General features: G+C 69.2%; 27 protein-coding genes. 20 read left to right on the top strand and 7 right to left on the bottom strand.

Annotated features, from left to right (window positions below; genetic code table 11):
* Window positions 1–49: 49 nt before the first annotated feature.
* Window positions 50–1,444 carry an ATP-dependent DNA helicase gene (locus tag MicroSTF_RS10730; RefSeq protein ID WP_029264824.1) on the top strand — a complete coding sequence of 465 codons (1,395 nt, stop codon included), beginning with the start codon at window positions 50–52 and terminating at the stop codon, window positions 1,442–1,444.
* 51 nt (window positions 1,445–1,495) lie between these two features.
* Here MicroSTF_RS10730 and MicroSTF_RS10725 read toward each other — a convergent pair whose 3' ends face one another.
* Together MicroSTF_RS10725 and MicroSTF_RS10720 are read right to left on the bottom strand one after the other, a co-directional pair.
* Window positions 1,496–2,143 (bottom strand): heme oxygenase (biliverdin-producing), encoded by a 648-nt coding sequence (locus MicroSTF_RS10725; RefSeq protein WP_021201620.1) that lies wholly within the window; start codon window positions 2,141–2,143, stop codon window positions 1,496–1,498.
* A gap of 46 nt (window positions 2,144–2,189) precedes the next feature.
* A complete protein-coding gene (locus MicroSTF_RS10720; protein WP_029264823.1) occupies window positions 2,190–2,504 on the bottom strand; it encodes a DUF2470 domain-containing protein in 315 nt (104 codons plus the stop codon).
* Between the two features lie 96 nt (window positions 2,505–2,600).
* Here MicroSTF_RS10720 and MicroSTF_RS10715 point away from each other — a divergent pair, with 96 nt between their 5' ends.
* Entirely contained in the window at window positions 2,601–3,893 is a 1,293-nt protein-coding gene (locus MicroSTF_RS10715) for a serine hydrolase domain-containing protein (RefSeq protein WP_322955479.1), read from the top strand.
* 36 nt (window positions 3,894–3,929) lie between these two features.
* The gene (gene corA, locus MicroSTF_RS10710) at window positions 3,930–4,946 is read left to right on the top strand and encodes a magnesium/cobalt transporter CorA (protein ID WP_021201623.1); all 1,017 of its coding nucleotides are present in this window, start codon (window positions 3,930–3,932) and stop codon (window positions 4,944–4,946) included.
* A 14-nt stretch (window positions 4,947–4,960) separates the two neighbouring features.
* On the opposite strand, the gene MicroSTF_RS10705 is transcribed toward corA, so the two are convergent.
* A complete protein-coding gene (locus tag MicroSTF_RS10705) occupies window positions 4,961–5,176 on the bottom strand; it encodes a multidrug transporter (RefSeq protein WP_322955476.1) in 216 nt (71 codons plus the stop codon).
* Window positions 5,163–6,548, bottom strand: a complete 1,386-nt coding sequence (locus MicroSTF_RS10700; RefSeq protein WP_322955474.1) for an APC family permease — start codon at window positions 6,546–6,548, stop codon at window positions 5,163–5,165. Before MicroSTF_RS10700 ends, MicroSTF_RS10705 begins: the two co-directional genes overlap by 14 nt.
* Before the next feature lie 101 nt (window positions 6,549–6,649).
* Between MicroSTF_RS10700 and MicroSTF_RS10695 the strand changes: the two genes are divergently transcribed.
* Window positions 6,650–8,263, top strand: a complete 1,614-nt coding sequence (locus MicroSTF_RS10695) for an acyl-CoA dehydrogenase family protein (RefSeq protein WP_322955472.1) — start codon at window positions 6,650–6,652, stop codon at window positions 8,261–8,263.
* A 149-nt stretch (window positions 8,264–8,412) separates the two neighbouring features.
* On the top strand, window positions 8,413–9,063 hold the full coding sequence (locus MicroSTF_RS10690; protein WP_297557597.1) for an MIP/aquaporin family protein: 651 nt from the start codon (window positions 8,413–8,415) through the stop codon (window positions 9,061–9,063).
* A gap of 168 nt (window positions 9,064–9,231) precedes the next feature.
* Here the strand turns inward: MicroSTF_RS10690 and MicroSTF_RS10685 are convergent, their stop codons facing one another.
* Window positions 9,232–10,488 carry an MFS transporter gene (locus MicroSTF_RS10685; RefSeq protein ID WP_322955468.1) on the bottom strand — a complete coding sequence of 419 codons (1,257 nt, stop codon included), beginning with the start codon at window positions 10,486–10,488 and terminating at the stop codon, window positions 9,232–9,234.
* Between the two features lie 115 nt (window positions 10,489–10,603).
* Between MicroSTF_RS10685 and MicroSTF_RS10680 the strand changes: the two genes are divergently transcribed.
* From MicroSTF_RS10680 to MicroSTF_RS10640, 9 genes are all read left to right on the top strand, one after another.
* Window positions 10,604–11,065, top strand: coding sequence for a MarR family winged helix-turn-helix transcriptional regulator (locus MicroSTF_RS10680; RefSeq protein ID WP_029264817.1), 462 nt, complete (start codon window positions 10,604–10,606; stop codon window positions 11,063–11,065).
* A gap of 9 nt (window positions 11,066–11,074) precedes the next feature.
* Window positions 11,075–11,893 (top strand): sugar nucleotide-binding protein, encoded by an 819-nt coding sequence (locus MicroSTF_RS10675; RefSeq protein WP_322955465.1) that lies wholly within the window; start codon window positions 11,075–11,077, stop codon window positions 11,891–11,893.
* A 9-nt stretch (window positions 11,894–11,902) separates the two neighbouring features.
* Entirely contained in the window at window positions 11,903–12,538 is a 636-nt protein-coding gene (locus MicroSTF_RS10670) for a DUF1684 domain-containing protein (protein ID WP_021201631.1), read from the top strand.
* 152 nt (window positions 12,539–12,690) lie between these two features.
* Complete coding sequence (locus MicroSTF_RS10665; protein WP_029264815.1) at window positions 12,691–13,206, top strand: Asp23/Gls24 family envelope stress response protein; 516 nt, start codon at window positions 12,691–12,693, stop codon at window positions 13,204–13,206.
* Window positions 13,203–13,391, top strand: coding sequence for a DUF2273 domain-containing protein (locus tag MicroSTF_RS10660; protein WP_017829702.1), 189 nt, complete (start codon window positions 13,203–13,205; stop codon window positions 13,389–13,391). Before MicroSTF_RS10665 ends, MicroSTF_RS10660 begins: the two co-directional genes overlap by 4 nt.
* The gene (locus MicroSTF_RS10655) at window positions 13,391–13,783 is read left to right on the top strand and encodes a hypothetical protein (RefSeq protein WP_021201633.1); all 393 of its coding nucleotides are present in this window, start codon (window positions 13,391–13,393) and stop codon (window positions 13,781–13,783) included. Before MicroSTF_RS10660 ends, MicroSTF_RS10655 begins: the two co-directional genes overlap by 1 nt.
* Window positions 13,780–14,364: a DUF6286 domain-containing protein gene (locus MicroSTF_RS10650; RefSeq protein ID WP_021201634.1), complete on the top strand. Its 585-nt coding sequence runs from the start codon at window positions 13,780–13,782 to the stop codon at window positions 14,362–14,364. The genes MicroSTF_RS10655 and MicroSTF_RS10650 overlap by 4 nt, the downstream gene beginning before the upstream one ends.
* Window positions 14,361–14,975: a hypothetical protein gene (locus MicroSTF_RS10645; RefSeq protein WP_292766260.1), complete on the top strand. Its 615-nt coding sequence runs from the start codon at window positions 14,361–14,363 to the stop codon at window positions 14,973–14,975. The genes MicroSTF_RS10650 and MicroSTF_RS10645 overlap by 4 nt, the downstream gene beginning before the upstream one ends.
* Before the next feature lie 13 nt (window positions 14,976–14,988).
* Window positions 14,989–15,192 carry a hypothetical protein gene (locus tag MicroSTF_RS10640; protein ID WP_021201636.1) on the top strand — a complete coding sequence of 68 codons (204 nt, stop codon included), beginning with the start codon at window positions 14,989–14,991 and terminating at the stop codon, window positions 15,190–15,192.
* A gap of 21 nt (window positions 15,193–15,213) precedes the next feature.
* Here MicroSTF_RS10640 and MicroSTF_RS10635 read toward each other — a convergent pair whose 3' ends face one another.
* The gene (locus MicroSTF_RS10635; protein WP_322955455.1) at window positions 15,214–16,218 is read right to left on the bottom strand and encodes a LacI family DNA-binding transcriptional regulator; all 1,005 of its coding nucleotides are present in this window, start codon (window positions 16,216–16,218) and stop codon (window positions 15,214–15,216) included.
* Between the two features lie 161 nt (window positions 16,219–16,379).
* Between MicroSTF_RS10635 and MicroSTF_RS10630 the strand changes: the two genes are divergently transcribed.
* Genes MicroSTF_RS10630 through rhaI form a run of 6 tightly spaced genes read left to right on the top strand, consistent with a single transcriptional unit; the run spans window position 16,380 to window position 22,632 of the window.
* On the top strand, window positions 16,380–17,906 hold the full coding sequence (locus tag MicroSTF_RS10630) for a sugar ABC transporter ATP-binding protein (protein ID WP_029259385.1): 1,527 nt from the start codon (window positions 16,380–16,382) through the stop codon (window positions 17,904–17,906).
* Between the two features lie 23 nt (window positions 17,907–17,929).
* Window positions 17,930–18,922, top strand: a complete 993-nt coding sequence (locus MicroSTF_RS10625; RefSeq protein ID WP_136024779.1) for an ABC transporter permease — start codon at window positions 17,930–17,932, stop codon at window positions 18,920–18,922.
* Window positions 18,919–19,971, top strand: coding sequence for an ABC transporter permease (locus MicroSTF_RS10620; protein ID WP_297557622.1), 1,053 nt, complete (start codon window positions 18,919–18,921; stop codon window positions 19,969–19,971). The genes MicroSTF_RS10625 and MicroSTF_RS10620 overlap by 4 nt, the downstream gene beginning before the upstream one ends.
* Window positions 19,972–20,016: 45 nt before the next feature.
* Entirely contained in the window at window positions 20,017–21,048 is a 1,032-nt protein-coding gene (rhaS, locus tag MicroSTF_RS10615; protein ID WP_021201641.1) for a rhamnose ABC transporter substrate-binding protein, read from the top strand.
* Window positions 21,049–21,106: 58 nt separating this feature from the next.
* Window positions 21,107–21,469 (top strand): L-rhamnose mutarotase, encoded by a 363-nt coding sequence (locus MicroSTF_RS10610; RefSeq protein ID WP_021201642.1) that lies wholly within the window; start codon window positions 21,107–21,109, stop codon window positions 21,467–21,469.
* Complete coding sequence (rhaI, locus tag MicroSTF_RS10605; protein ID WP_315068436.1) at window positions 21,466–22,632, top strand: L-rhamnose isomerase; 1,167 nt, start codon at window positions 21,466–21,468, stop codon at window positions 22,630–22,632. Before MicroSTF_RS10610 ends, rhaI begins: the two co-directional genes overlap by 4 nt.
* Window positions 22,633–22,667: 35 nt before the next feature.
* On the opposite strand, the gene xylB is transcribed toward rhaI, so the two are convergent.
* On the bottom strand, window positions 22,668–24,068 hold the full coding sequence (gene xylB, locus MicroSTF_RS10600; protein ID WP_322955449.1) for a xylulokinase: 1,401 nt from the start codon (window positions 24,066–24,068) through the stop codon (window positions 22,668–22,670).
* Window positions 24,069–24,102: the final 34 nt, after the last annotated feature.

Raw genomic sequence — 24,102 nt, 5'->3', positions numbered from 1 at the left:
GCCGTAGCATGGACGAGCGCCCTGTCCGCCCGCTGCCCCTGTGAGAACCGTGTCCCTTCCCGCCCTGTCCGAGGAGCAGCAAGAGCTGTTCCGCCTCATCGAGGACACCGGCGAGCACGTCTTCATCACCGGTCGAGCCGGGACCGGCAAGTCGACCCTCCTGCAGCATTTCGCGTGGAACACGAAGAAGCAGATCGCCATCTGCGCGCCCACGGGCGTGGCGGCGCTCAACGTCGAGGGGCAGACGATCCACTCGCTGTTCCGCCTGCCGATCGGTCTGATCGGGGACGCCGACATCGATCAGAACGACGCGACCCGTCGCATCCTGAACGCCATCGAGACGCTCGTGATCGATGAGATCTCGATGGTCAACGCGGATCTGATGGATGCGATCGACCGCTCCCTGCGCCAGGCGCGGGGGCGCAGGGGCGAGCCGTTCGGCGGCGTGCAGGTCGTCATGTTCGGAGACCCCTACCAGCTGGCGCCCGTGCCGCCCCGCGGCGATGAGGCCCGCTACGTGCAGGACCACTACCGCTCGTTCTGGTTCTTCGATGCGAAGGTGTGGGCAGGGACCGGCGGCGGTACCGGCGAGTCCGATCAGGACGGACTCTTCGCGGTCGACTCGCGGGCCGAACTGCACGTACGCGAACTCGTGCAGATCCACCGCCAGTCCGACGACGGGTTCAAGGCCATGCTGAACGCCGTGCGCTACGGACGGGTCACCGCCGAGATCGCCGGGGTGCTGAACGCCCAGGGAGCGCGGACCCCACCGGACCCGGAGCCGGGGGAGGTGCCGATGATCACGCTCGCGACCCGCAACGACATCGTGAACAGCATCAACAGTCGTCACCTGGCCGCATTGCCGGGCAAGGAGCAGACCGCACGTGCCGAGGTGAGCGGAGACTTCGGGCGGGGCGAGGCCGCGCTCCCCGCCGAGTCGGAGCTGAAGCTGAAGGTCGGAGCGCAGGTCATGTTCCTGCGCAACGACACCGCGATGTCGGGGGAGCCGCCGCGGTGGGTCAACGGCACCATCGGCACGGTCGTACGCATCCTCGGCAGCGCTGTGCGTGTCGACATCGACGGCGAGGAGGTCGACGTCGAACCGGCCGTGTGGGAACGGTTCCGATACGCGTACGACCAGAACACCAAGAAGCTCTCCCGTGACGTGGTCGCGGAGTTCACCCAGTTCCCGTTGCGCTTGGCGTGGGCGGTCACGATCCACAAGTCGCAGGGCAAGACCTACGAGCGGGCGATCATCGACCTCGGCTCCGGGGCGTTCGCACCGGGGCAGACCTACGTCGCGCTCAGCCGGCTGACCTCGCTCGACGGGCTCTACCTGTCGCGTGCGCTGCGACCCCGTGACATCCGGGTCGACGAAGACGTGCGCCGGTTCATGCGCGACGCCTGGCTCGCGGCATCGACCCCGGAGCTGCCGAAGAGCTGAAGGCCCGACCCTGGCTCAGGCTCCGGCAGCGGCTCCGGCTCTCGCAGCGGTTCAGGCAGCGGCGCGCGCGCGGTCGAGGTCTTCGAACAGCTCGGTGTTGAAACGGTAGGCGAGGAGCACCTCGTCGATCACGCGCTCGCGCTCGGCATCGTCCCAGGGAGCGGCGTCGAGCTGCTCGCGGTACACGTCCTTGAAGGCGGCCGGATCCGCGATGTCGTCGAACAGGTAGAAGCCGATGCCGTTGGTCTCGAAGCCGAAGCGGCGTGCCATCACGCGTCCGATGAAGATGCCTCCGGAGAGGTCGCCGAGGTAGCGGGTGTAGTGGTGGGCGACGAAACCGCCGGCCCACGTGGCGCCCACCTGACGGATGCGGTCGACGTAACGCTGCGTGGTGGGCAGCGCGACGATCCGCTCGCGCCAGTCGGCACCGAGCAGGAACTCGAGGTCGGCTTCGAGCGCGGGTAGACGCGTGAGTTTGTCGGTGATGAAGACCGAGGCGACCGGATCCTGGCGCATGCGCTCGCCGGCGCCCTCGAGGGCCTCGTAGATGAAGTAGTGCTGTGCGACGAGGGAGATGTAGTCCTCGCGCGATCCCTCGCCCTTCAGGAGGTCGGACATGAAGCCGGCGGTCTCGCTGCGGGAGTGCGATCCGGACGAACGCTCGCGCAGGGCGGCGGAGAAGGAGAGGATCTCGGGCATGAGGCCAGTGTAAGGGTTACCTAACCCCGGAGGGAAGCCGGATCCGTCAGGCGTGCGGGCGAGGTTCGACGCCGAGCCGGGCGCAGGCGGCGTCGTACAGCGCCACGACCTCACGGCGCACCGAGGGGCGGTCGTCGATCGGGCCGCCGGGCCACGGCACGCGCAACTCGGTGACGGCGCCGTCGTGTGTGATCTCCCACAGCCCGCCGTCCCCGTCGAAGCCGGTCATGATCGATGCGGTGATCTCCGCATCCGACGGCTCCGCGAACGCCCGGGCGATGAGGATGTTGTCATCGGTGTGGTCGCCGTTCATGTGGCGGAGGACGGCGGTGATCACGTCGGCATCGAAGGTGTGGGGCATGACGACAACCTTATGCGGGGCTCGACGTCTGCTCCGGGGCCGACTTTCAGCATCGGCGCTCTAGACTCGGGAGACACGTCTTCGGGGGTTCTTTCCATGCAGCTTCTCTCGTCGCGCCGGTGGCGCGCCGCAACGGCCACGGCGGCTGTGCTCGCTCTCGCTCTCACCGGATGCTCTTCCGAGGAGTCCTTCTCGTACACGCCCCCCGCTCAGGTCGACGGGGCGCTCCCCGATGACACGGTCGCCGCGATGCAGGCCGCCGTCGACAACGCCCTCGTCGCGTCCGGTGCGACGGGCGCGATCGTCGGTGTCTGGGCGCCGTGGAGCGGGAGCTGGGTGGCCGGCATCGGCACGCAGGACCGCGAGGGCGGAGCCGAGGTGTCGACCGACATGTCTTTCCGCATCGCCGACGTGACCCGTCTGATGACCTGCGACGTGCTCTATGCCCTCGCCGACCGCGATGTGGTCGAACTCGATGCGAACGTCGCGGACTACGTCTCGGGTGTCGCCGACATGCGAGACGAGGGCATCACCCTCCTCGACCTGTGCAACGGCACCAGTGGGGCGGGATCCTCCGAGGGAACCGTCAAGTCGGCGTGGCTGAACACCCCCGACCGGGTCTGGTCTCCTCTGGAGCTGGCCGGTTTCGGCCTGGCGCGTGACCGCGTCGCCCCGCACACCACCTTCCGCGACTCGGATGCCGGCTACCTCCTGCTGGGGCTGGCCCTCGAACGCGCCTCGGGGATGACCGCCTCCGAGCTGATCGCCGAATACGTCACCGAGCCCCTCGGGCTCCCGGACACTTCGCTGCCGAGCCCGACCCCTGCGCCGCCGGGAACCGGAGCGGTACTGAACGGTCATTTCCTCAACGCCGTCGAAGGCGGGTTCGACTGCGCCGCCCCCGTCGACATCACGAAGCTGTCGTCCAGCTCGGGCTTCACCGACTCCGGTGTCGTGTCGACCATCACCGACCTGGGTCGCTACGCACAGGCGGAGGCGAAGCAGGCGCTGCGCACCGAGGAGAAGCCGGACCGCTTCGGTGAGCCGCTCCCGGCTGCCGACGGAGCCGACTCCTGGTTCCAGGCCACGGGTGGTGCCTACCTCGTGGGATCGATGATCGGTCAGCACGGCTGGACGCCCGGATACGCCACGGCGGCGTACTCCGACCCTGCCACCGGGTTCACCGTGGCCGTCGTGCTCAACGACTCGACGGCCGGGGCGCAGTTCGCCCAGCAGCTCTCGTGGGAACTCGCCGCCATCGCCTCGAAAGCCCCGGCCGCTGCGGGGCAGACCGCGCCCGAGTTCGGCCTTCCGTTCACGGCCGAGCAGTACCACCAGGCGATCGCCGATACCGCGATCCCCTGCGTGGCCCCGCCCGCTGCGGAGTGATCCCGCTCTGACCGACAGGAACGCGAAGGGGCGACGATGGCGATCATCGACAATGCGATCTACGTGGATGGCGTCCGCACCGAGAATCCGGTGACCCTCAGCGAGACCTTCGAGCGCATGCGGGAGCGTGGCGGCATGGGGTGGATCGGCCTCTATCGGCCGAGCGAGGAGGAGATCCGCGCGGTCGCGGACGAGTTCGGCATCCATGCGCTCGTCGTGGAGGACGCGCTCTCCGGTCACCAGCGCGCCAAGCTCGAACGCTACGGCGAGGTGCTGTTCATGGTGCTGCGGCCGGCGCGTTATCTCGACGACGTCGAGGAGGTCGAGTTCGGCGAGGTGCACGTGCTCGTCGGCCCCGACTTCGTCGTGACGATCAGGCATGCGGAGTCACCGGACCTCGCGCGTGTCCGCCGACGGCTGGAGGCCGACCCCGCCCTCCTCGCCCGTGGTCCCGAGGCCGTGATGTACGCGATCCTCGATGAGGTCGTCGACGAGTACACGCCCGTCCTCGCCGGGCTCGAGAACGACATCGACGAGATCGAGAGCCAGCTGTTCGAGGAGAACACCGACGCCACCCAGCGCATCTACGACCTGGGGCGGGAGGTCATCGACTTCCAGCGGGCCACGCAGCCGCTGTCGGGCATGCTGGAGGCCCTGCTGCGCGGGTCGGACAAGTACCAGGTGACCGAAGAGCTGCAGCGGTATCTCCGCGACGTGCTGGATCACACCCTGCGCGTCAGCGACCGCGCCACGACGTTCCGCACCGTCCTCGACAACGCGCTCACCGTCGAGTCGACGATCGTCGCGCGTCGCCAGAACGAGGAGATGCGGCGGATGACGGAGCTCAGCATCCGTCAGAACGACGAGGTCAAGAAGATCTCGGGATGGGCGGCGATCCTGTTCGCCCCGACGCTCGTCGGCACGATCTACGGCATGAACTTCGATCACATGCCCGAGCTGCACTGGCTTCTCGGTTACCCGATGGCGGTCGGGATGATGATCGCGCTGGGCTTCGGGCTCTACGCGGCCTTCAAGCGCAAGGGCTGGCTCTAGAGCCGGGCCGCGCGTCAGTCCTCGGAATCGGCCTCGGGCATTCCGGGACCGGGCCCCGGACGCACCGGTGCCCCCGGGGCGATGTCGATGCGGGTGTTGCCTTCGTGCTCGCTGACCTCGACGCGGGGTGCGGCGTCGGCCTCGGTGGCGTCCGGTGCGGACGTCAGCTGATCGTGCCGCTTCTCCGCGCTCGTCATCTCGTCGGCGGACGTGTGCTCAGGCGTGCTCATGGTTCTCCTTCTGGTCGTGGACGGGCTCGCCGTCGGGGCGGGCGTTCTTCTTCTCGGAGTGCTTCCTGCCCCAGCGCGCCAGCACGTACAGCACGCCTCCGACGGCGAGCAGGATCGCGCCGAAGAGCCAGACGGCCGGACGCTGCTGGGTGAGGAGCAGGATGCAGGAGCCGACGCCGAGCACGGGGACGAAGGTCCACACGCGGAAGTGATCGTTGTCGACGCGGTCGCGACGCAGCACCAGCACGGACACGTTGACGCTGAGGAAGACGACGAGGAGGAGCAGGACCACCGTCTCGGCGAGCGTCGCCAGATCGCCGACGAGCGTCAGCCCCATCGCCACGAGGGTGGTGGTGAGGATCGCGACCCAGGGGGTCTTCCGCTTCGGGAGCACGCGGCCGAGGGCGGCGGGCAGCAGGCCCTGCTCGGCCATGCCGTAGGTGAGACGGCTGACCATGATCATCGTCAGCAGTGCGCCGTTGGCGACCGCGACGAGCGCGATGAGGCTGAACAGCCAGGAGGGGATGCTGACGCCGGTGGCCTCGACCACGGCGAGCAGGGGACCGCTCGACTCCTGCAGTTCTGCGGCTGGGAGGGCGATCGAGCTCGCCAGACCGACGAGCACGTAGACCGCTCCGGCCGTGAACAGGGCGCCGAAGAGGGCGCGAGGGTACGTCCGGCGCGGATCCTTCACCTCTTCGATCATGTTCGCGGACGTCTCGAACCCGACGAACGAGTAGTAGGCGATGACGGCACCGGACAGCACTGCGACGGCGACGCTCGTCCCTTCCGGCGCCTCCGCGACACGGGAGACGTCGCCGCCTCCGCCGGCCACGAAGACCGCGACCACGGCGATCACGATGACCAGGCCGCTCAGCTCGATCGCGGTCATCACGAGGTTCGCGCCCATGGATTCGCGGATGCCGCGGGCGTTCAGGAGGCCGACCAGGGCGAGGAAGGCGATCGCGACCGGGATCGTCGGCAGATCGAGGAACGCGCCCAGGTAGTCGCCCGCGAACGCGATGGCGAGGCCGGCCGCACTCGTGACTCCTGCGGCGAGCATGCTGAATCCCACCAGGAACGACACCAGCGGACTGTGGAATGCGCGCTCCGCGAAGACGGCGGCTCCTCCGGCGCGCGGATACTTCGTGACGAGTTCCGCATAGGAACCCGCCGTGAGCATGGCGAGCAGCAGCGCCAGGAGCAGAGGCGCCCACAGCATCCCGCCCACCTTCTCGGAGAGCACCCCCATCAGGGCGTAGATGCCTGCGCCCAGCACGTCCCCGAGGATGAACGCGAACAGGAGGGGGCCGGTGATCGCCCTCCGCAGCCGGGTCGAGGTCTCGGCGGCGGGCGCGGTCTCCGTGGTCATCCTCGAACGGTACGGGGAAGGGCGAAGAGCGGCCATGGGGTTGACATCGCTCGCCCCCGCCATTGCCCCGAGATCGGTATCCGTGATTCCATCGGGGCATCGTGAGCACACACAGCGTCTTCAATCAGGCCCCGCCGCGCGTCGATATCGACGAGTACGGGGCGAACATCGCGCTGACCGAGGCGGTGCGGCTGCACGGCGCGGAGTGGGCGGACGAGGCGTTGCGGGGCATCGGTCGTCGCGTCGGGTCGGCGGGCTTCCAGGACGACGCCCGGCGGGCGAACCGGAACGAGCCCGTGCTGCGCACGCACGACCGCTGGGGCGAGCGCATCGACGAGGTCGAGTACGACCCCGCCTATCACCGGGTCATCGGCGCAGCCGTCGCCGACGGGGCGCACACCGCCGCATTCGCGGACCCCCGTCCGGGGGCCGGCGCCGCTCGCGCCGCCACGTTCATGCTCTACGCGCAGGTCGAGCCCGGTCATGCCTGTCCGGTGTCGATGACGCATTCGGCCGTTCCCGTGATCGCCGCGCATCCACGCCTCGCGGAGGAGTGGATGCCCCGGCTGCTGTCGCGTTCGTACGAGCCCGGCCTGCGCCTCGGAAAGCCCGGCGCCCTGTTCGGCATGGCCATGACCGAGAAGCAGGGCGGGTCCGATGTGCGGGCGAACACCACGTCCGCCGTGCCGCAGGGCGACGGGCGCTATGCGCTGACCGGCCACAAGTGGTTCTGCTCCGCACCGATGTCGGACGCCTTCCTGGTGCTCGCGCAGGCGCCGGGTGGGCTGTCGTGCTTCCTGCTGCCGCGGCTGCTCGACGACGGCACGCGCAATCGGCTCCGTTTCCAGAGGCTCAAGGACAAGCTGGGCAACCGGTCGAACGCCTCGAGCGAGGTGGAGTACGAGCAGGCCGAGGCGACCCTCGTGGGGGAGGAGGGGCGCGGCGTGCGCACCATCATCGAGATGGTCACCCGCACGCGGCTCGACTCGATGCTCGGCTCGCTGGCCGGCATGCGCCAGGGGGTCGCCGAGGCCGCCTGGCATGTGCGGCATCGGTCGGCGTTCGGGCGCACCCTCATCGATCAGCCCGCGATGACGGCCGTGATCGCCGACCTGCAGCTCGAGGTCGAGGCGGGGACGGCGGTCGCGATGCGGCTCGCCCGTGCGTACGACGATGACGCCTCGGCACAGGATCGGGCGTTCCGCCGGCTGGCGACGGCGGTCATGAAGTACTGGGTGTGCAAGCGCGCGCCCGGCCACGCCGCCGAGGCGCTCGAGTGCCTCGGGGGCAACGGCATCACGACGGACTGGCCCCTCGAGATGCGGTACCGCGAGCAGCCGGTGATGGCGATCTGGGAGGGCTCGGGCAACGTGATCGCGCTCGACGTGCTGCGGGCGCTCGCCCGAGAACCCGAATCGCTCGAGGCCTTCGACGCCGAGGTGTCGGCGGTGCGGGGCGTGGACTCCCGGTTCGACGCCCATCTGGATCGCACGAGGCGTCTGGTGGCAGAGATGGCGGCGGATCCGATGCCGGACGCCTCGGCGCGCAGGCTCGTCGAGGCCCTCGCGCTGACCCTGTCGGCGGCACAGCTGCTGCGCGCGGCGCCCGCCGCGGTCGCCGACGGGTTCATCGCCGCCCGCATCGACGAGGGTTCCGGCCTGTTCGGTGCGCTGCCCCGAGGCGTGGACAGCGCCGCGATCGCCGCTCGCGCGTAGGTTCAGCGAATTCACAGAAAGCCCGCGCGGCTCCCGATATTCCGGTCGGCGCAGCGATAGCGTCAGTGCCGCAAGAGGGGTGCGTCGACCGGAGTGAGCGGCCAAACGAGCCTCCTCTCCCACGAATCCCCAAGACAAAGGGCTCTCTCATGACTGGTACGGCACGCAAGGCGCTCGCAGAAGCGACCGCCACCTTCCTCTTCGTCCTCGCGATCATCGCGGCGGTCAACAGCGGCAGCCCGCTGACCCCGCTCGCGATCGGCTTCACCCTGATGGTGCTCGTGTACTCGACGGGTCACATCTCGGGTGCACACCTGAACCCGGCCGTCTCGGTCGGTGTGTTCCTGCGCGGCGGCCTCAGCGTCGTCGACTTCATCGCCTACCTCATCGCCCAGTTCGTCGGTGGTGCCGTGGCCGCGCTCGTCGCGCTCGCCGTGTGGCCCGCCGGCGAGAAGGCCATGATCATCGAGGTCGGGCCGGCGTTCCTCGTCGAGGCCCTCTTCACGCTGATCCTGGTGTGGGTCGTGCTCAACACCGCCACGTCGAAGGACACCGCGGGCAACTCCTTCTACGGTCTCGCGATCGGTGCGACCGTCTTCGTCGGTGCGGCCACGGTCGGATCGATCTCGGGCGGCGGCTTCAACCCGGCCGTCGCGCTCGGCCTCTCGGTCAGCGGTCACTTCGCGTGGAGCTCGCTGTGGCTGTACATCGTCGCCCCGGTCGTCGGCGCCGTGATCGCCGCGATCCTGTTCCGCGTGCTCAACACGGACGACGCCAAGAAGATCGCCGCCGCGGAGTAGCCTCCGCAGCGGGAACGAAGCGCCGCATCCTCGTCGGAGGGTGCGGCGCTTCTGCGTGCGGCGATCGTCGCCGGGTGCACATGTCGGGAGAACGCACGGAGGTCGACAAGAAGAGTGTCGAATCGTCCTGCATCCGTGAATCCGTCCGACGGGTGACCGAGTGTCGGGTCAGCCGGCCGGGATCGAGGCGACGGCGGTCGGACCCGTGCCCGACGACACCGGATCGCGAGACAGTGCATCGCGAGACAGTGGATCGCGAGACAGTGCATCGCGAGACAGAGCGCTGCGGGCACGGGCCGCCGCCACGACCATCACGACGAGCGCGATGCCGGTGAGGATCGCCCCCATCCAGATCGGCGAGGTGTAGCCGAGCCCTGCCGAGATGCCCATTCCGCCCGCCCACGCACCGAGCGCGTTGCCGATGTTGAAGGCGCCGATGTTGGCGCCGGAGGCGAGGGTGGGCGCTCCGCCGGCGTACTGCATGACGCGGCTCTGCAGCCCGGGGACCGTGCCGAACCCGAACCCGCCCATCAGGAACAGGGCGATGATCGTGGCGATGCCCGACGGCGCGGCGACCGAGAACAGGGCGAGCACCATCACGAGGGCGGCGATGAAGATGACCAGGGTGCGGTCGATCGCACGGTCGGCGAGTCGTCCGCCCAGCCAGTTGCCGAGCACGAGGCCGGCGCCGAAGAGCACGAGCAGCCACGGCACGGTCGAGGTCGCGAAGCCGCTCACCTCGGTGAGCGTGTAGGCGATGTAGGTGAAGGCTCCGAACATCCCGCCGAACGCGAGGATCGTGACGATGAGCGAGAACCACACCTGACCGGAGCGGAAGGCGGACAGTTCGCTGCGCAGGCTGACGTGTGCGGTCGGACGCGGGAGACGGGGGACCAGCAGTGCGATGCCGACGAAGGCCAGCACGCCGATGCCGGAGATCGCCCAGAACGTCGAGCGCCAGCCCAGCTCCTGGCCGAGGAAGGTGCCGAACGGCACGCCGAAGACGTTCGCGGCGGTGAGGCCGGTGAACATGATGGCGATGGCGCCCGCCTTCTTCTCGGGGGCGACGAGGCCGGCCGCGACGACGGAGCCGATGCCGAAGAACGCGCCGTGGCAGAGGGCGGCGATGATGCGGCCGAGCATGGCGATGCCGTGGTCGTCGGCGAGTGCGGTGAGAACGTTCCCGATGATGAACAGCACGATGAGGCCGAGCAGCACGGGCTTCTTGGGCAGACGGGTCGCCGCGGCGGTGAGCACGAGGGCACCGACCACGACGGCCAGCGCGTAGCCGGAGATGAGCCAGCCGGCGGCGGACTCGGTGACGCCGAAGTCGTGGGCGACCTCGGGCAGCAGGCCCATGATGACGAACTCGGTGAGTCCGATGCCGAACGCCCCGATGGCGAGGGCGATCAGTCCTAGAGGCATGACGATTCTCCTGGTACATTCGTGGGGATACTTGCAGACGCGGCATATTGCGCATCGAAGGACAATGATTGCACACGCAAGTATCCAGCGCAAGCAACTATCTCGGAGGATGGCCATGGGTATCGGTGACGACGCGGTGGAGGTGCGCGCGCAGGGGTGGCGGACGCTCGCCGCCCTGCACGGCCTGATCGAGTCGGCCCTCGAGCGCAGCCTGGCCGACGCCGCCTCGCTCTCGGTGGTCGAGTACACGGTGCTGGATGCGCTCGACCGTCAAGACGGATGGCATATGCGCATGCAGCAGCTCGCCCGAGCCGCGGCCCTGAGCCCCAGCGCCACGACACGCCTGGTCAACCGTCTGGAAGACCGCGGACTCCTCACCCGGATCCTCTGCGCCGACGATCGTCGGGGCATCTACACCGAGCTCACCCCCGCAGGGCGTGAGCTCTACGAGCGGGCTCGACCCATCCACGACGCCGCCCTCGAGCAGGTGCTCGAAGACGCCGCGGCGCAGCCGGAACTCGCCCCCGTCGTCGACGCGCTGCACGGCGTCGCGCTGCCGGCGCTCGCCGCGGGCTGATCGAGACGCATGCACGGCTCCGCTGCGCCCTCCTCCCGCACCCTCCTCGTCGGCTCCGGCAAGATCGCCGCGCGCCTGGCGCCACAGTTCCTCGAAAACGGCGAGGTGTACGCGCTGCGTCGAAGCGACAGTCCTCCTCCTGCGGGTGCGATCGGGATCCGCGCCGACCTGGCGGCGCCGCTCGCCGCGCGGCTTCCCGCGGTCGACCGCATGCTCGTCACGCTCCCACCTGGTGACACCCCCGCCGCCTATCGCACCGCGCTGACGCATCTCGCCGCCGCCCTGCCGGCGATCCCCGCGCGCACGGTGTTCGTGTCGTCGACCGGGGTCTTCGACGGTTCGGGGTCCGCGCGGCCGGTCACCGAGCGGGATCAGCCAGGGCCCACGAGCATGCGCTCGCGAGGGCTTCTCGACGGGGAGCGGGCAGCGGTCGAGATCTTCGACGCGACGATCGTGCGGCCGGCGGGAATCTACGGACCAGGACGCGAGTACCTTCTGCGCACGGTGCGCGCGGGGGTGGCGGTGGAACATGCGCGACGTACAAACCGCATCCACGAGACCGACCTCGTCCGCACGCTCGAGATGCTGCTGCGGATGCCGGAGCCGCCACGACTCCTGCACGCCGTGGACGAGAGCCCTGCTTCGCTCGGCGACGTCGTCACGTTCATCGCACGCGAGCTGGGGGTCGAGGTGCCGCCGGATATCGCCTCGGCGGAACCGGGCGGGTTCGTCTATGACGGCACCCTCCTGCGGTCCATGCTCGGCCGCCTCGACTACCCCACCTATCGAGAGGGCTACGCCGCGATGATCGCCGGCTCGGCCGCGTAGCCTGGGGCCATGACGATCACAGCCGCACGCACCGCCATCGACGTCGTCGACTGGCGGCGTCGGGTCTTCGCCCTGTACGACGCCGTTCGGATCGCCGACTCCCCGGAAGAGGCGCACGAGCTCTGGCGGATCGAGCGGGACGATCTGATGCTCCGCCATCCCGCCACCCCGCTGCTGTCGGAGGATCGGGCGCTCTTCGAAGGACTCCCGATCGCCTCGTACGATCCGCAGTGGCGATTCGAACTGCCTGTCCTCGCCGCCGATGAGGGAGGCTTCGAGTTCGCGACCGGCACCGACGGCATCGTTCCGTTCGAGCGCGTCGGTCGGGTCGAGATCCCCGACGCCGGGTCGCTCGACGTCTGGCGGCTGAAGTCCTACGGCGGCGGTCTCTTCATCCCGCTGCGCGACGCGCTCGCCGGTCGTCCCGGCGGAACCTACGGCGGCGGGCGCTACCTGATCGACACGATCAAGGGCGCCGACCTGGGGTCGGATGCGGACGGCGGCACGATCGTGCTCGACTTCAACTTCGCCTACAACCCTTCGTGCGCGTACGACCCGGCGTGGGCCTGCCCGCTCGCGCAGCCGGGCAACGTGCTCCCGGTGCCGGTCCCTGTGGGCGAGATGTACGGGACTCCGTCCTCCTGAACGTCCCGTTCCGCAGGCCGCTGCGCGGGATCCGCACTTCTTTGTGACGTTTCGGCCCTTCCGCACGTCCTATCTCCGAGCGAGCGTTTCGCTCCCGGCGGGAGTCTCATACGGGACCCGCGACCGGTCTTCAGATCGAGATGGGACACCTCATGGCAAACCAGGACCAGACCACCCCCGCTCCGGCAGAGAAGGAGCTCGCCCAGGCCGCACCGAAGGCCGCCACCGGCGCATCGCGCGTCGACCGGTCGAGCGGATTCTCCGCATCGCGCGTCCCCACGGACGCCAATGCCGCGGGCAAGACCACCATCGCCGACGGCGTGGTCGCCAAGGTCGCCGGCATCGCCGCACGTGAGGTCGCCGGCGTCTACGCGCTCGGCGGCGGCGGCGCACGTGCCTTCGGTGCGATCCGCGACGTGATCAACGCCACCGACCTCGCCCAGGGCGTCAAGGTCGAGGTGGGCGACACGCAGGCCGCCGCCGACCTGACCATCGTGGTCGAGTACCCGGCGCCGATCCAGGACGTCGCGAACAACGTCCGTGCCGCTGTCGCGGGCGCGATCAGCCGCCTGGTCGGCCTCGAGGTCGTCGAGGTCAACGTCGAGGTCAACGACGTGCACGTGCCCGGCGACGACAGCGACGAGAGCGAAGAGTCGCGAGTCTCATGAGTGCCACAACGGTCGGCGCCCTGATCGGCGCTCTCCTCGCTCTCGCGGCTCTGCTGTTCGGCTTCTGGGGATTCCTCCTCATGGCCGTCTTCGCGGGCATCGGCGCGCTCGTGGGTCGGATCGCGTCCGGCAAGCTCGACGTCCGCGGTCTCGCGGACGTCTTCACCGGGCGGCGCACCTCCTGATGCGCGCCGACCAGCACATCGCCGGCGGCGCTCCCTCGGGAGCCGCCGCCGGCGGGGCCGCCGTCCGCGGACGCGTCGAGGTGAAGGATCGCGTCTACCGCACCGTCACCGAGAAGGCGTCTGCGACGTTGATCGGGGTGCCTCGCAGCGACGTGAAGGTCGATGTCGCCGAGCACCCGCGGGGGATCAGCGTGCGGATCGCCACGCCTCTTCCCGTTCCCCGCCTGGACGACACGGCCGCGATCGCGCAGACCGTGCCCGTCCTCGAACGTGCGCGGGATCTGCAGGAGCAGCTGCAGCAGAGCCTGAGCACGATCCTCGGACGCAACGTCATCCGCATCAATCTCACCGTCACCGGTGCCACCATCCCGGAAAGGAGACGAGTGCAATGAGCACCCCGGTTCTGCGCCGTGTCATCCGACGCGAAACGCACTCGCCGCGCACCGTCGCGATGTTCGTCGCGGTCATCCTGCTCATCCTCGCCCTCGCGTACATCGGGCTCGAGATCGTGCTGAGCCTCGCCGCGCAGCCCGCACTCCTGGTCGGTCCCGCCGCGGCGGGAGGCTGGCTCATCGGGCTGCCCACCGCACAGCCCGCCGGGCTCGTGATCGCCGGCAGTGTGGTGCTCGCCCTCATCGGGCTGACCTTCGTGGTACTGGCCATCACTCCGGGGCGACTGTCCAAGCACGTGCTGGATGCCGGCGGACGCGCGGTGGTCGTCGACAACGGCGTGATCGCCAGCGCGTTGGCTCAGCACCTCGCGGAGGAGACGGGTCTCACGCGCGACAGCATCACCGTCGGTGTCGGACACCGCACCGTCGACGTGACCGTGCGCCCGGGAATCGGCGTGCCACTTGACGCATCCGACGTGCGGGCAGCCGCCGAGGCGGAGCTGCAGTCGTATCGGCTGACCGACAGGGTTCGCACGCGGGTGCGCATCGAGCGCCCCACCGAGAAGGAAGACGAGCTGTGAACAACACCAACCGTGCGTTGAATCGCACCCTGCTCCTGATCATCGGGCTGCTGTTCCTCGCGCTCGGCGCCCTCGGCATCGCCATCATGAGCTGGCCGACGCTGTCCGACATCTGGACAGCAGGCGGCAAGGATGCGCGGTCCTGGCTGGACCAGGCGATCGCCGCGACGGCCATCGCGGGAGGAGCACTGTCGTGGATCGGCATCGGCGCGGTCGTCGCGATCGTGGTCGTGATCGTGCTGCTGATCCTCGCGCTCACGAGCATCGCCGGACGACGTTCGAAGACCGTGCTCCGGTCGACGGGAGCGCAGAACCCGCTGGGGCGTGTGACGGTCAACGAGTCGTTCGTCTCGGACGCGGTGAAGAACTCCCTCACGACGCGCGACGAGGTCCTCTCGGCGCAGGTGACGGCCAACGATGTGCGTCGCAGCCCGGTGCTGCACGTCTCCGTGACGCCGCGTCAGAACACCGACCCGCGGGAGCTCGTCGACCATGTCGACCGTCTGCTCGCCAACCTCGCTGTCCTCACCGGACGCGACACCGCGACGTTCGTCTCGATCCACACGAGCCTCCGGGCCCGGCTCGCGCACGACCAGCGCCGTCTCTCCTGAGAAAGCAGGCATCATGCGCAACAAGATCCTCCTCATCGTCGGCGTCGCCTTCGTCGCCTACATCTTCGGCAGTCGCGCGGCGACGGTGCAGATCAACAAGGGCGAGTCGGTCCGGCACCAGCTGGTGCGGCTGTGGAACGACCCCCGGGCGCGGAAGCGGCGCAAGAAGGCCGCCGAGAAGGCGTCGAAGAAGGCACGCAAGGCCCTCCGCCGCTGACGTGCGGCTGGTCGGCGTCGGTCAGACCGGGCGGGCCGTCGAATCCCGCACGACGAGCTCCGGCTGGAACACCACCCGCTCGCGATCGGACCGCCCGCCGGCCTCTCGCAGCATCAGATCGACGGCCGTGTATCCGATGAGTTCCGCGGGCTGACGGATCGACGAGAGCGGGACGACGGCCGCGGCGGCGAAGTCGATGTCGTCGTAGCCGATGAGCGCGATCTCGTCCGGCACCCGGATGCTGCCCCGCATCATGAGCGCCTGCAGGACCCCCATGGCGAGCAGGTCGTTCGCAGCGAAGATGGCGTCGGGCCGGTCCTCCGGAGCCCGCGCGCTGAGGGTCTCTCCGGCGGCGCGGCCGGCGAGCACGCTCAGCGAGTCGGTCAGGATGACCTCGAGTAAGACCTCCGCCTCGTTCGCCGCCTTGCTGGCACCCTCGAGACGGTCGACCACCTGGCGGATGCCCATCGGCCCGCCGACGAAGGCGATGCGGCGCCGCCCCTGGGCAGCGAGGTGCTGCACGGCGAGGTAGCCGCCGCCCACGTCGTCGACCGAGACCGAGGAGAAGCTCTCATCGGCGACCTCACGGTCGACGAGCACCACGGTCGTCCCGCGGTCGCGGAGACGGCGGAGACGCGGGAGGTCGTCGGCGAGGGGGGAGATGAGCAGCCCGGCGATGCGCTGCTCCTCGAACAGGTCGATGTAGGCGCGTTCGCGTTCGACCTTCTCGTCGCTGTTGCCGAGGGTCACCGTCATCCGGGCCTCGGCGGCGCGTTCCTCCGCGCCGCGGGCGATGTCGGTGAAGAACGGGTTGCGCACATCGAGCACCACGAGGCCGATCGAGCGGCTCTGGCCGGCCCGGAGCTGCCGGGCCGCATCGTTGCGCACGAACCCGAGCTTCTCGATGGCTGCCGTGACACGTTCCACCGTGGCGGGAGAGACCTTGTCCGGATGGTTCAGGACGTTCGAGACGGTCCCGACAGACACGGATGCGGCGAGAGCGACATCTCGAACACTGACGACCACGACGTATTCCTTTCCGCGGGATCCGCGAAACCTCTCCCTGAAACGTACCACTGCTCATTCCGTGACTTGACAGCAGCCCACCCAGGGTCGTAATTTACAGGTGCTCCACCTTTTAAAACGATTCAATCCGCAGGGATGATCCTGCAGTTTAGGTCCGATCAATGACGATTCCCTCTGGGGCTCCCGGTGCTCCACCGGCGCTCGAGCTCCGCGACATCCGAAAGTCGTTCGGTGCGGTGGTCGCGCTCCGTTCCGGGACGCTGTCGGTCGACGGCGGTTCCATCCACGCCCTGGTCGGCGAGAACGGGGCGGGCAAGTCCACCCTCGTGAAGATCGTCGCCGGCCTGTACCAGCGCGACGAAGGGATCTTCCGGTTCCACGGCGAAGACGTGGACTTCACCTCGACCGCGCAGTCCAAGAGCGCGGGCGTCGCCGTGATCTACCAGGAGCCGACGCTCTTCCCCGACCTCTCGGTCACCGAGAACATCTTCATGGGCCGCCAGCCCACGGGGCGCTTCGGACGGATCGATCGCAAGGCCATGCGGCACGAGGTCGAGCGGCTCTTCACCCGCCTCGGCGTGACCATCGACCCCGACCGTCCGGCGGAGGGCCTCTCGATCGCCGATCAGCAGGTGATCGAGATCGCCAAGGCCGTCTCCCTCGACGCGAGCCTGCTGGTCATGGACGAGCCCACCGCCGCGCTGTCCGGCGTGGAGGTCGAGCGTCTCTTCACGATCGCGCGCAGCCTCCGCGACGAGGGCCGCGCCCTCATCTTCATCTCGCACCGCTTCGACGAGGTGTTCGCCCTCTGCGACACGGTCACGGTCATGCGCGACGGCGCCTACATCGCCACCAGCGCGATCGCCGACACCTCGGTCGAGGAGATCGTGCACCAGATGGTCGGCCGCGAGGTGACCGAGCTGTTCCCGAAGCAGGAGACCACGGTCGGCGCTCCGCTGCTCGAGGTGGAGAACCTCACCAGCCCCGGTGTCTTCCACGACATCTCGTTCACCGTGCGCGCGGGCGAGATCGTGGGCCTCGCCGGTCTCGTCGGAGCCGGCCGCAGCGAAGTCGCGCGTGCCGTGTTCGGGGTCGACCCCTATCGCGAGGGCACCGTCACGATGCAGGGCGCGCGCATCCCGCGCAACCGCCCCACCGATGCCATGCGGGCCGGTCTCGCGCTCGTTCCCGAAGACCGCCGCAAGCAGGGGCTCGTGATCGAATCGGGCGTCGGCGGCAACATCACCCTCTCGATCCGCCGCCAGCTCGCGAAGCTGGGCTTCCTCACCACCGGGATCGAGAACCGCGCCGCCCGGGAATGGGCCACCCGGCTCGAGGTCAAGACGCACGCCCTCGACACGGTCGCCGCGACGCTCTCCGGCGGCAACCAGCAGAAGGTCGTCCTCGCCAAGTGGCTCGCCACGCAGCCGAAGGTCCTCATCATCGACGAGCCGACCCGAGGCATCGACGTCGGCACCAAGTCCGAGGTGCACCGCCTGCTCTCCGAGCTCGCCGGGCAGGGCATGGGAATCCTCATGATCTCGTCCGAACTGCCGGAGGTGCTCGGCATGGCCGACCGCGTCCTCGTCATGCGCGAGGGGCGGATCACCGCAGAGATCGCCCGCTCGGAGGCCACTTCCGAGAACGTCATGTACGCCGCGACGCACGCATCGGAGCTCTCCTCGTGACCACCGCCATCCCCGTCTCCTCGATGACGAAGAGGTTCGCAGCCCTCGGCAGGGCGCGAGAGTTCGGCATCCTCCTCGCCCTGGCGCTCGTGATCATCGCCGCCACGACGAACAACTCCAACTTCCTGTTCAGCCCCGACGGCTGGCGCGACCTGCTCCTCACGCCCTCGATCCTCGTGCTCGTCGCCGTCGGACAGGCCATCGTCCTCATCACCCGCAACGTCGACCTCTCGGTCGGCTCGGTCATGGGGCTCACCGCCTACCTCACCGGTCGCCTGTTCATCGACGTCCCCGGCATCCCGATCATGATCGTGGTGGTGGCCGCCGTCGTGTTCGGAGCCCTCCTCGGACTCATCAACGGGGCGCTGGTCGCCTTCGCCAAAGTGCCCGCCATGGTGATCACCCTCGGCACGCTCTACGCCTACCGCGGCATCAACGTGCTGTGGACCGGCAGCGACCGGGTGAACGCCTCCGACATGCCGAAGGACTTCCTCGCCCTCGGCACCGGGCAGCTCATCGGCATCCCGATCCTCACGATCGTCGCACTCATCGTGCTCGCCGCAGCCGCCTGGTACATGAAGAACACCCGCGGCGGCCGCGAGTACTACGCGATCGGATCCGATCCCGCGGCCGCGGAGCTCTACGGCCTCCGCGTCACGCGCCGCGTGCTGACCGCCTTCGTCGTCTCCGGTGCACTCGCCGGTCTCGCCGGGGTGTTCTACGCCGCCCGCTACGGCACCATCAACTCGCAGGCCGGAGCCGGGTGGGAGCTCGACGCGGTGGGCGCGGCCGTGATCGGCGGCGTCGCGATCACCGGCGGCATCGGCTCGGTCTGGGGGGCGGCGATCGGTGCGGTGCTGCTGCTCACGATCAACCGGGCCCTTCCCATCCTCGGCATCCCCGACTTCTGGCAGCGCGCCGTCGTCGGCCTCCTGATCATCGGCGCGATCGTGCTCGACCGTGTCCTCGCCGTCCGCCAGAAACGACGGCTCATCGAAGCGAGGGACAAGTCATGACCGCCGCGACCGCGACCGCGACCACCCGGGTGATCCGCGACTTCGACAAGCCGCTCTGGCGGCGTGTGCTCCTCACGAGGGAGATGGCGATCGTCGCCCTGCTCGTCCTCGTCGTCATCGCCTCCGCGAGCACGGTGCGCGGCTTCGGTCAGCCGATCACGCTCACCTACCTGCTCCTCGACATCGCCCCGATCCTCCTGATCGCCCTGCCGATGACGCTCGTCATGATCACCGGCGAGATCGACCTGTCGGTCGGCAGCATGGTGGGGCTCTCCAGCGTCGTCACCGGAGCGCTCGTGCAGGGCGGGATCCCCTTCGAGGTCGCCGCGCTCGCCGCGCTGCTCGTCGGTCTGGTCGGCGGTGCCTTCAACGGGTTCCTCGTGACCGTCGTCGGCCTGCCCTCGCTCGCGGTGACCATCGGAACCCTCGCGCTGTTCCGCGGCCTCGCGGTCGGCCTGCTCGGCACCGCGGCGGTCACGGAGTTCCCCGAGTTCTGGACCGACCTCGCCAAGGCAAAGCTCGCCGGCACGACGATCCCCGTGGTCATGATCCCCTTCCTGCTCCTGCTGGTGGGCTTCATCCTCCTGCTGCATTACACCCCGTTCGGGCGTGGTGTGTACGCGATCGGACTGTCGAAGGACGCCGCCAGGTTCTCGGGCGTGCACGTGGAGCGGACGAAGTTCATCCTCTTCGTGCTCTCCGGGGTGGTCGCCGCGTTCGCGGGGGTGTTCTACACGCTCCGCTACGGCAGTGCGCGAGGGGACAACGCCACCGGCCTCGAGCTGCAGGTGATCGCGGCCGTCGTGCTCGGAGGAGTCTCGGTGTTCGGCGGGCGGGGAAAGATCTACGGCGTCGTCGCCGCGGCCCTGCTCATCGGCTCACTCGCCAGCGCGCTGCGACTGATGAACGTGACCTCCGACGTGATCAACATCATCACCGGCGCCCTGCTGATCGTCTCGGTGGTCGCCGCCAGCATCCTCGCCTGGCTGCAGAAGGCTCGGCGCAGACCAGGACGTTCGACCACCGGCGCCGCACCCACAGCTTCATGACGCCGACGCCGCAATAGCGGCACCCCTCACGAAAGGAACAGAACAATGATGTTTGCACGCAAGCGTGTGACCGCGTTCGCCGCCATCGCGGTGGCCGCAGCGGTCGCCCTGTCCGGATGCGCGAGCACCGGCAGCGGAGACGGCGGCGACGGCGGCGGAGACGGCAACCTCGCCATCACCTTCCTGCCCAAGAACCTCGGAAACCCCTACTTCGACACGTCGAGCAAGGGCGGCAAGGCGGCCGTCGAGGAGTTCGGCGGCACGTTCGCCGAGGTCGGGCCGGCCGAGGCCACCCCCGACGCACAGGTCAGCTACATCAACACCGCCACGCAGCAGGGCGTCGGAGCGCTCGTCGTCTCGGCGAACGATCCGAAGGCGATCTGCGACGCGCTGAACGAAGCGCGCGACGCCGGCGTGAAGGTCGTCACCTTCGACTCCGACACCAACCCGGAATGCCGCGACGTCTTCATCAACCAGGCGGACTCCGAGGGCATCGCGAAGGTGCAGGTCGACCAGATCGCCGAGCAGATCGGCGGCGCCGGAGAGATCGCCATCCTCTCGGCCTCGGCCAACGCGACCAACCAGAACGCCTGGATCGACCTGATGAAGGAGTACCTCGCCAGCGATTACCCCGACATCACGCTCGTCGAGACCGTCTACGGCGACGACGACGACCAGACGTCGTTCGACAAGACCGCGGCCCTGCTGCAGACCCACCCTGACCTCAAGGGCATCATCTCGCCCACGACGGTCGGCATCGCGGCAGCCGCCCGCTACCTGTCCACCTCCGACTACAAGGGCAAGGTCGCCCTCACCGGTCTCGGCACCCCGAACCAGATGCGCGAATACGTCGAGGACGGCACCGTCACGTCGTTCGCGCTGTGGAACCCGGAAGACCTCGGCTACCTCGCGGCCTTCGCGGCGCAGGCGCTCATCGAGGGCGACATCACGGGCAAGAAGGGCGACACCTTCACCGCCGGTGACCTCGGCGAGTACACGGTCGGAGACGACGGCGTCGTGCTGCTCGGCGACCCGTTCGTGTTCAACGCCGACAACATCGGCGAGTTCGACTTCTGATGGACACCGGGCGCCCGGCCGGCACAGTGGTCGGCCGGGCGCTCGCAGAAAGGCCCTCATGACCCGCGTATGCGTCAAGCTCCAGGTGCGACCGGAGCTCCTGGACGAGTACCGCGAGCGTCACGCGCCCGTGTGGCCGGAGATGCTCGCCGAGATCGCGGCGGCCGGACGCCGCAACTACTCGCTGTTCCTCGCTCCCGACGGTGAGCTCATCGGCTACTACGAGACCGATGACGACGCCGCGGCCCAGGCGTATCTCGCCGCGTCGCCCGTCGCCGCGCGCTGGGAGGCCGAGATGAGTCGCTTCTTCGTCGGCCTCGACGGCCGACCGGACCAGGCCGCCCCCACACTTCCCGAGGTGTTCCACCTCGAAGACCAGCTCTCCTCCTCCGGTCTCCAGAACGAAAGCAGTGCATCGTGAGCATCCTCACCCCCTCGAACCTCGCCATCCTCGAGAAGCAGGGCATCGAGCTCCCCAGCTGGGCCTTCGGCAACTCCGGCACGCGTTTCAAGGTGTTCGGCACCCCCGGCACCCCGCGGGATCCGTGGGAGAAGATCGCCGACGCCGCCCAGGTCAACCGCTACACGGCACTCGCTCCCGCGGTGGCGCTGCACATCCCGTGGGACGTGGTGGACTCGTACTCCGATCTGCGCACGCACGCCGAGGATCACGGAGTCACCCTCGGCACGGTCAACTCCAACACGTTCCAGGACGATGACTACAAGTTCGGCGCCCTCACGCACGAGGACGCCGCGATCCGGCGGAAGGCGATCGACCACCACCTGGCCTGCATCGACGTGATGGATGCGACCGGCAGCCGCGACCTCAAGATCTGGCTGGCCGAGGGGTCGAACTATCCCGGCCAGGCCGACATGCGCGGGCGCCAGGACCGCCTGCAGGATTCGCTGCAGAAGATCTACGACCGCCTCGGCGACCACCAGCGCCTCGTGCTCGAGTACAAGTTCTTCGAGCCGGCGTTCTATCACACCGACGTCCCGGACTGGGGCACCTCGTACGCGCAGGTCAGCGCGCTCGGCGACAAGGCGATGGTGTGCCTCGACACGGGCCACCACGCCCCGGGCACGAACATCGAGTTCATCGTGATGCAGCTGCTGCGCCTCGGCAAGCTCGGCTCGTTCGACTTCAACTCGCGCTTCTACGCCGACGACGACCTGATCGTGGGCGCGGCCGACCCGTTCCAGCTGTTCCGCATCCTGTTCGAGGTGATCCGCGGTGGCGGCCTGAACAACCCCGACGTGGCGTTCATGCTCGACCAGTGCCACAACGTCGAGGACAAGATCCCCGGCCAGATTCGCTCGGTGCTCAACGTGCAGGAGATGACGGCGCGTGCGCTGCTCGTCGACCGTGACGCGCTCGCCGCTGCCCAGAGGTCGGGCGACGTGCTCGCCGCGAACGCCCTCTTCATGGATGCCTTCTACACCGACGTGCGGCCCGCCCTGGCCGAATGGCGGGAGTCGCGCGGTCTCGCCGCCGATCCGATGGCCGCCTATCTCGCCTCCGGCTACCAGGAACGGATCGCCGCCGAGCGGGTGGGCGGAGTGCAGGCCGGCTGGGGCGCCTGACCGCAGGTCCTCTGCAGAGCAGTACGCCGCCCGGCTCAGACGTGGGCGGCGTACTGCTCTCGGATGATCGGACGGTGGTCGACCGCGAACGACCGCGCCTCGCCGTCTGCCCAGGACGGGCGCTCGTCCGTGAGGGCCCAGGCCGCCTGCACCGCCGCCCCTCGGGCGACGGCCTCGTCGATGCCCGGCACCACGATCGGCACATCGAACACCTGAGCCGCGATCTGCGAGACGGCGGGATTGCGCGCGGCCCCACCGATGAGCAGGATGCGGGTGGCCGGCACGCCGCACCGACGGATCGCGTCGAGGCCGTCGGCCAGACCGCACAGAAGACCCTCTACCGCAGCGCGCGCCAGCGTCTCGCGTCGGGTCGAGGCGAGCGACATGCCGAACAGCGTGGCGGTGGCATCCGGGCGGTTCGGGGTGCGCTCCCCTTCGAAGTAGGGCTGCAGGACCAGGCCGTCCGCTCCGGGTTCGGCGGCCAGCGCCAGGAGGGCGAGTGCGTCGTGATCGACGCCGAGCAGCCCGGCCACCGTATCGAGCACCCGGGCCGCGTTGAGGGTCGCGACGAGAGGGAGATGATTCCCGCTTCCGTCGGCGAAGCCGGCGACCGTTCCGGTGGGGTCGGCGAGGGGCCGATCCGCGACCGCGAAGACCGTGCCGCTCGTGCCGATCGAGATCATCGCGTCGCCCGGTCGGGCACCGAGTCCCAGCGCACCACCGGCGTTGTCGCCCAGACCGGCTCCGACCGCGGTGCCTCCGGGCATGACGCCCATCCGCTCGGCGGGCCCGAGGACGCGGGGGAGGATCGGGACGCGACCGAACGCACGCTCGAGCAGGTCGAGGTCGTAGGCGCCTGTGGAGGCGCTCCAGTACGCAGTGCCGCTCGCGTCGGAGCGGTCGGTGGCGAGGGCGTCGAGGGCGGGACCGAGCGCGGACGCACCGACGGGCCCATACCCGCGCAGTCGCCAGGAGAGCCAGTCGTGGGGCAGGGCGACCGCAGCGACTCTGGCTGCGTTCGCGGGCTCGTGATCACGCAGCCACCGCAGCTTGGCTCCGGTGAACGACGCCACCGGCACGACTCCGACCCGACGCGCATACTCCTGCGCGCCGACCTCCGCCACGAGCGCCGCCGCGGCGTCCGCACTGCGCACGTCGTTCCAGAGCAGCGCGTCGCGGACGACGTGCCCCTGTGCGTCGAGTGCCACGAGCCCATGCTGCTGCGCGGCGATCGAGATCGCGGCCACGTCGTCCAGACCGCCGGCGTCGACGATCGCGTGCTGCAGGGCCGACCACCACGCCTCGGGAGCGACCTCCGTGCCGGGCGGATGCGATGCCCGTCCGGTGCGCACCACCTCCCCGGTCGCGAGTTCGTGCACGGTCACCTTGCAACTCTGCGTGGACGAATCCACGCCGGCGACGTACGTCGACGGCATCTGCCTCTCCCTCATCCGTGAACGACCCGAGCCG

Source organism: Microbacterium sp. STF-2 (assembly GCF_034650155.1).
GTDB lineage: Bacteria > Actinomycetota > Actinomycetes > Actinomycetales > Microbacteriaceae > Microbacterium > Microbacterium maritypicum_A.
Note: the sequence above shows the minus strand (reverse complement) of the source record. Positions and strands in the feature narration are given on the sequence as shown.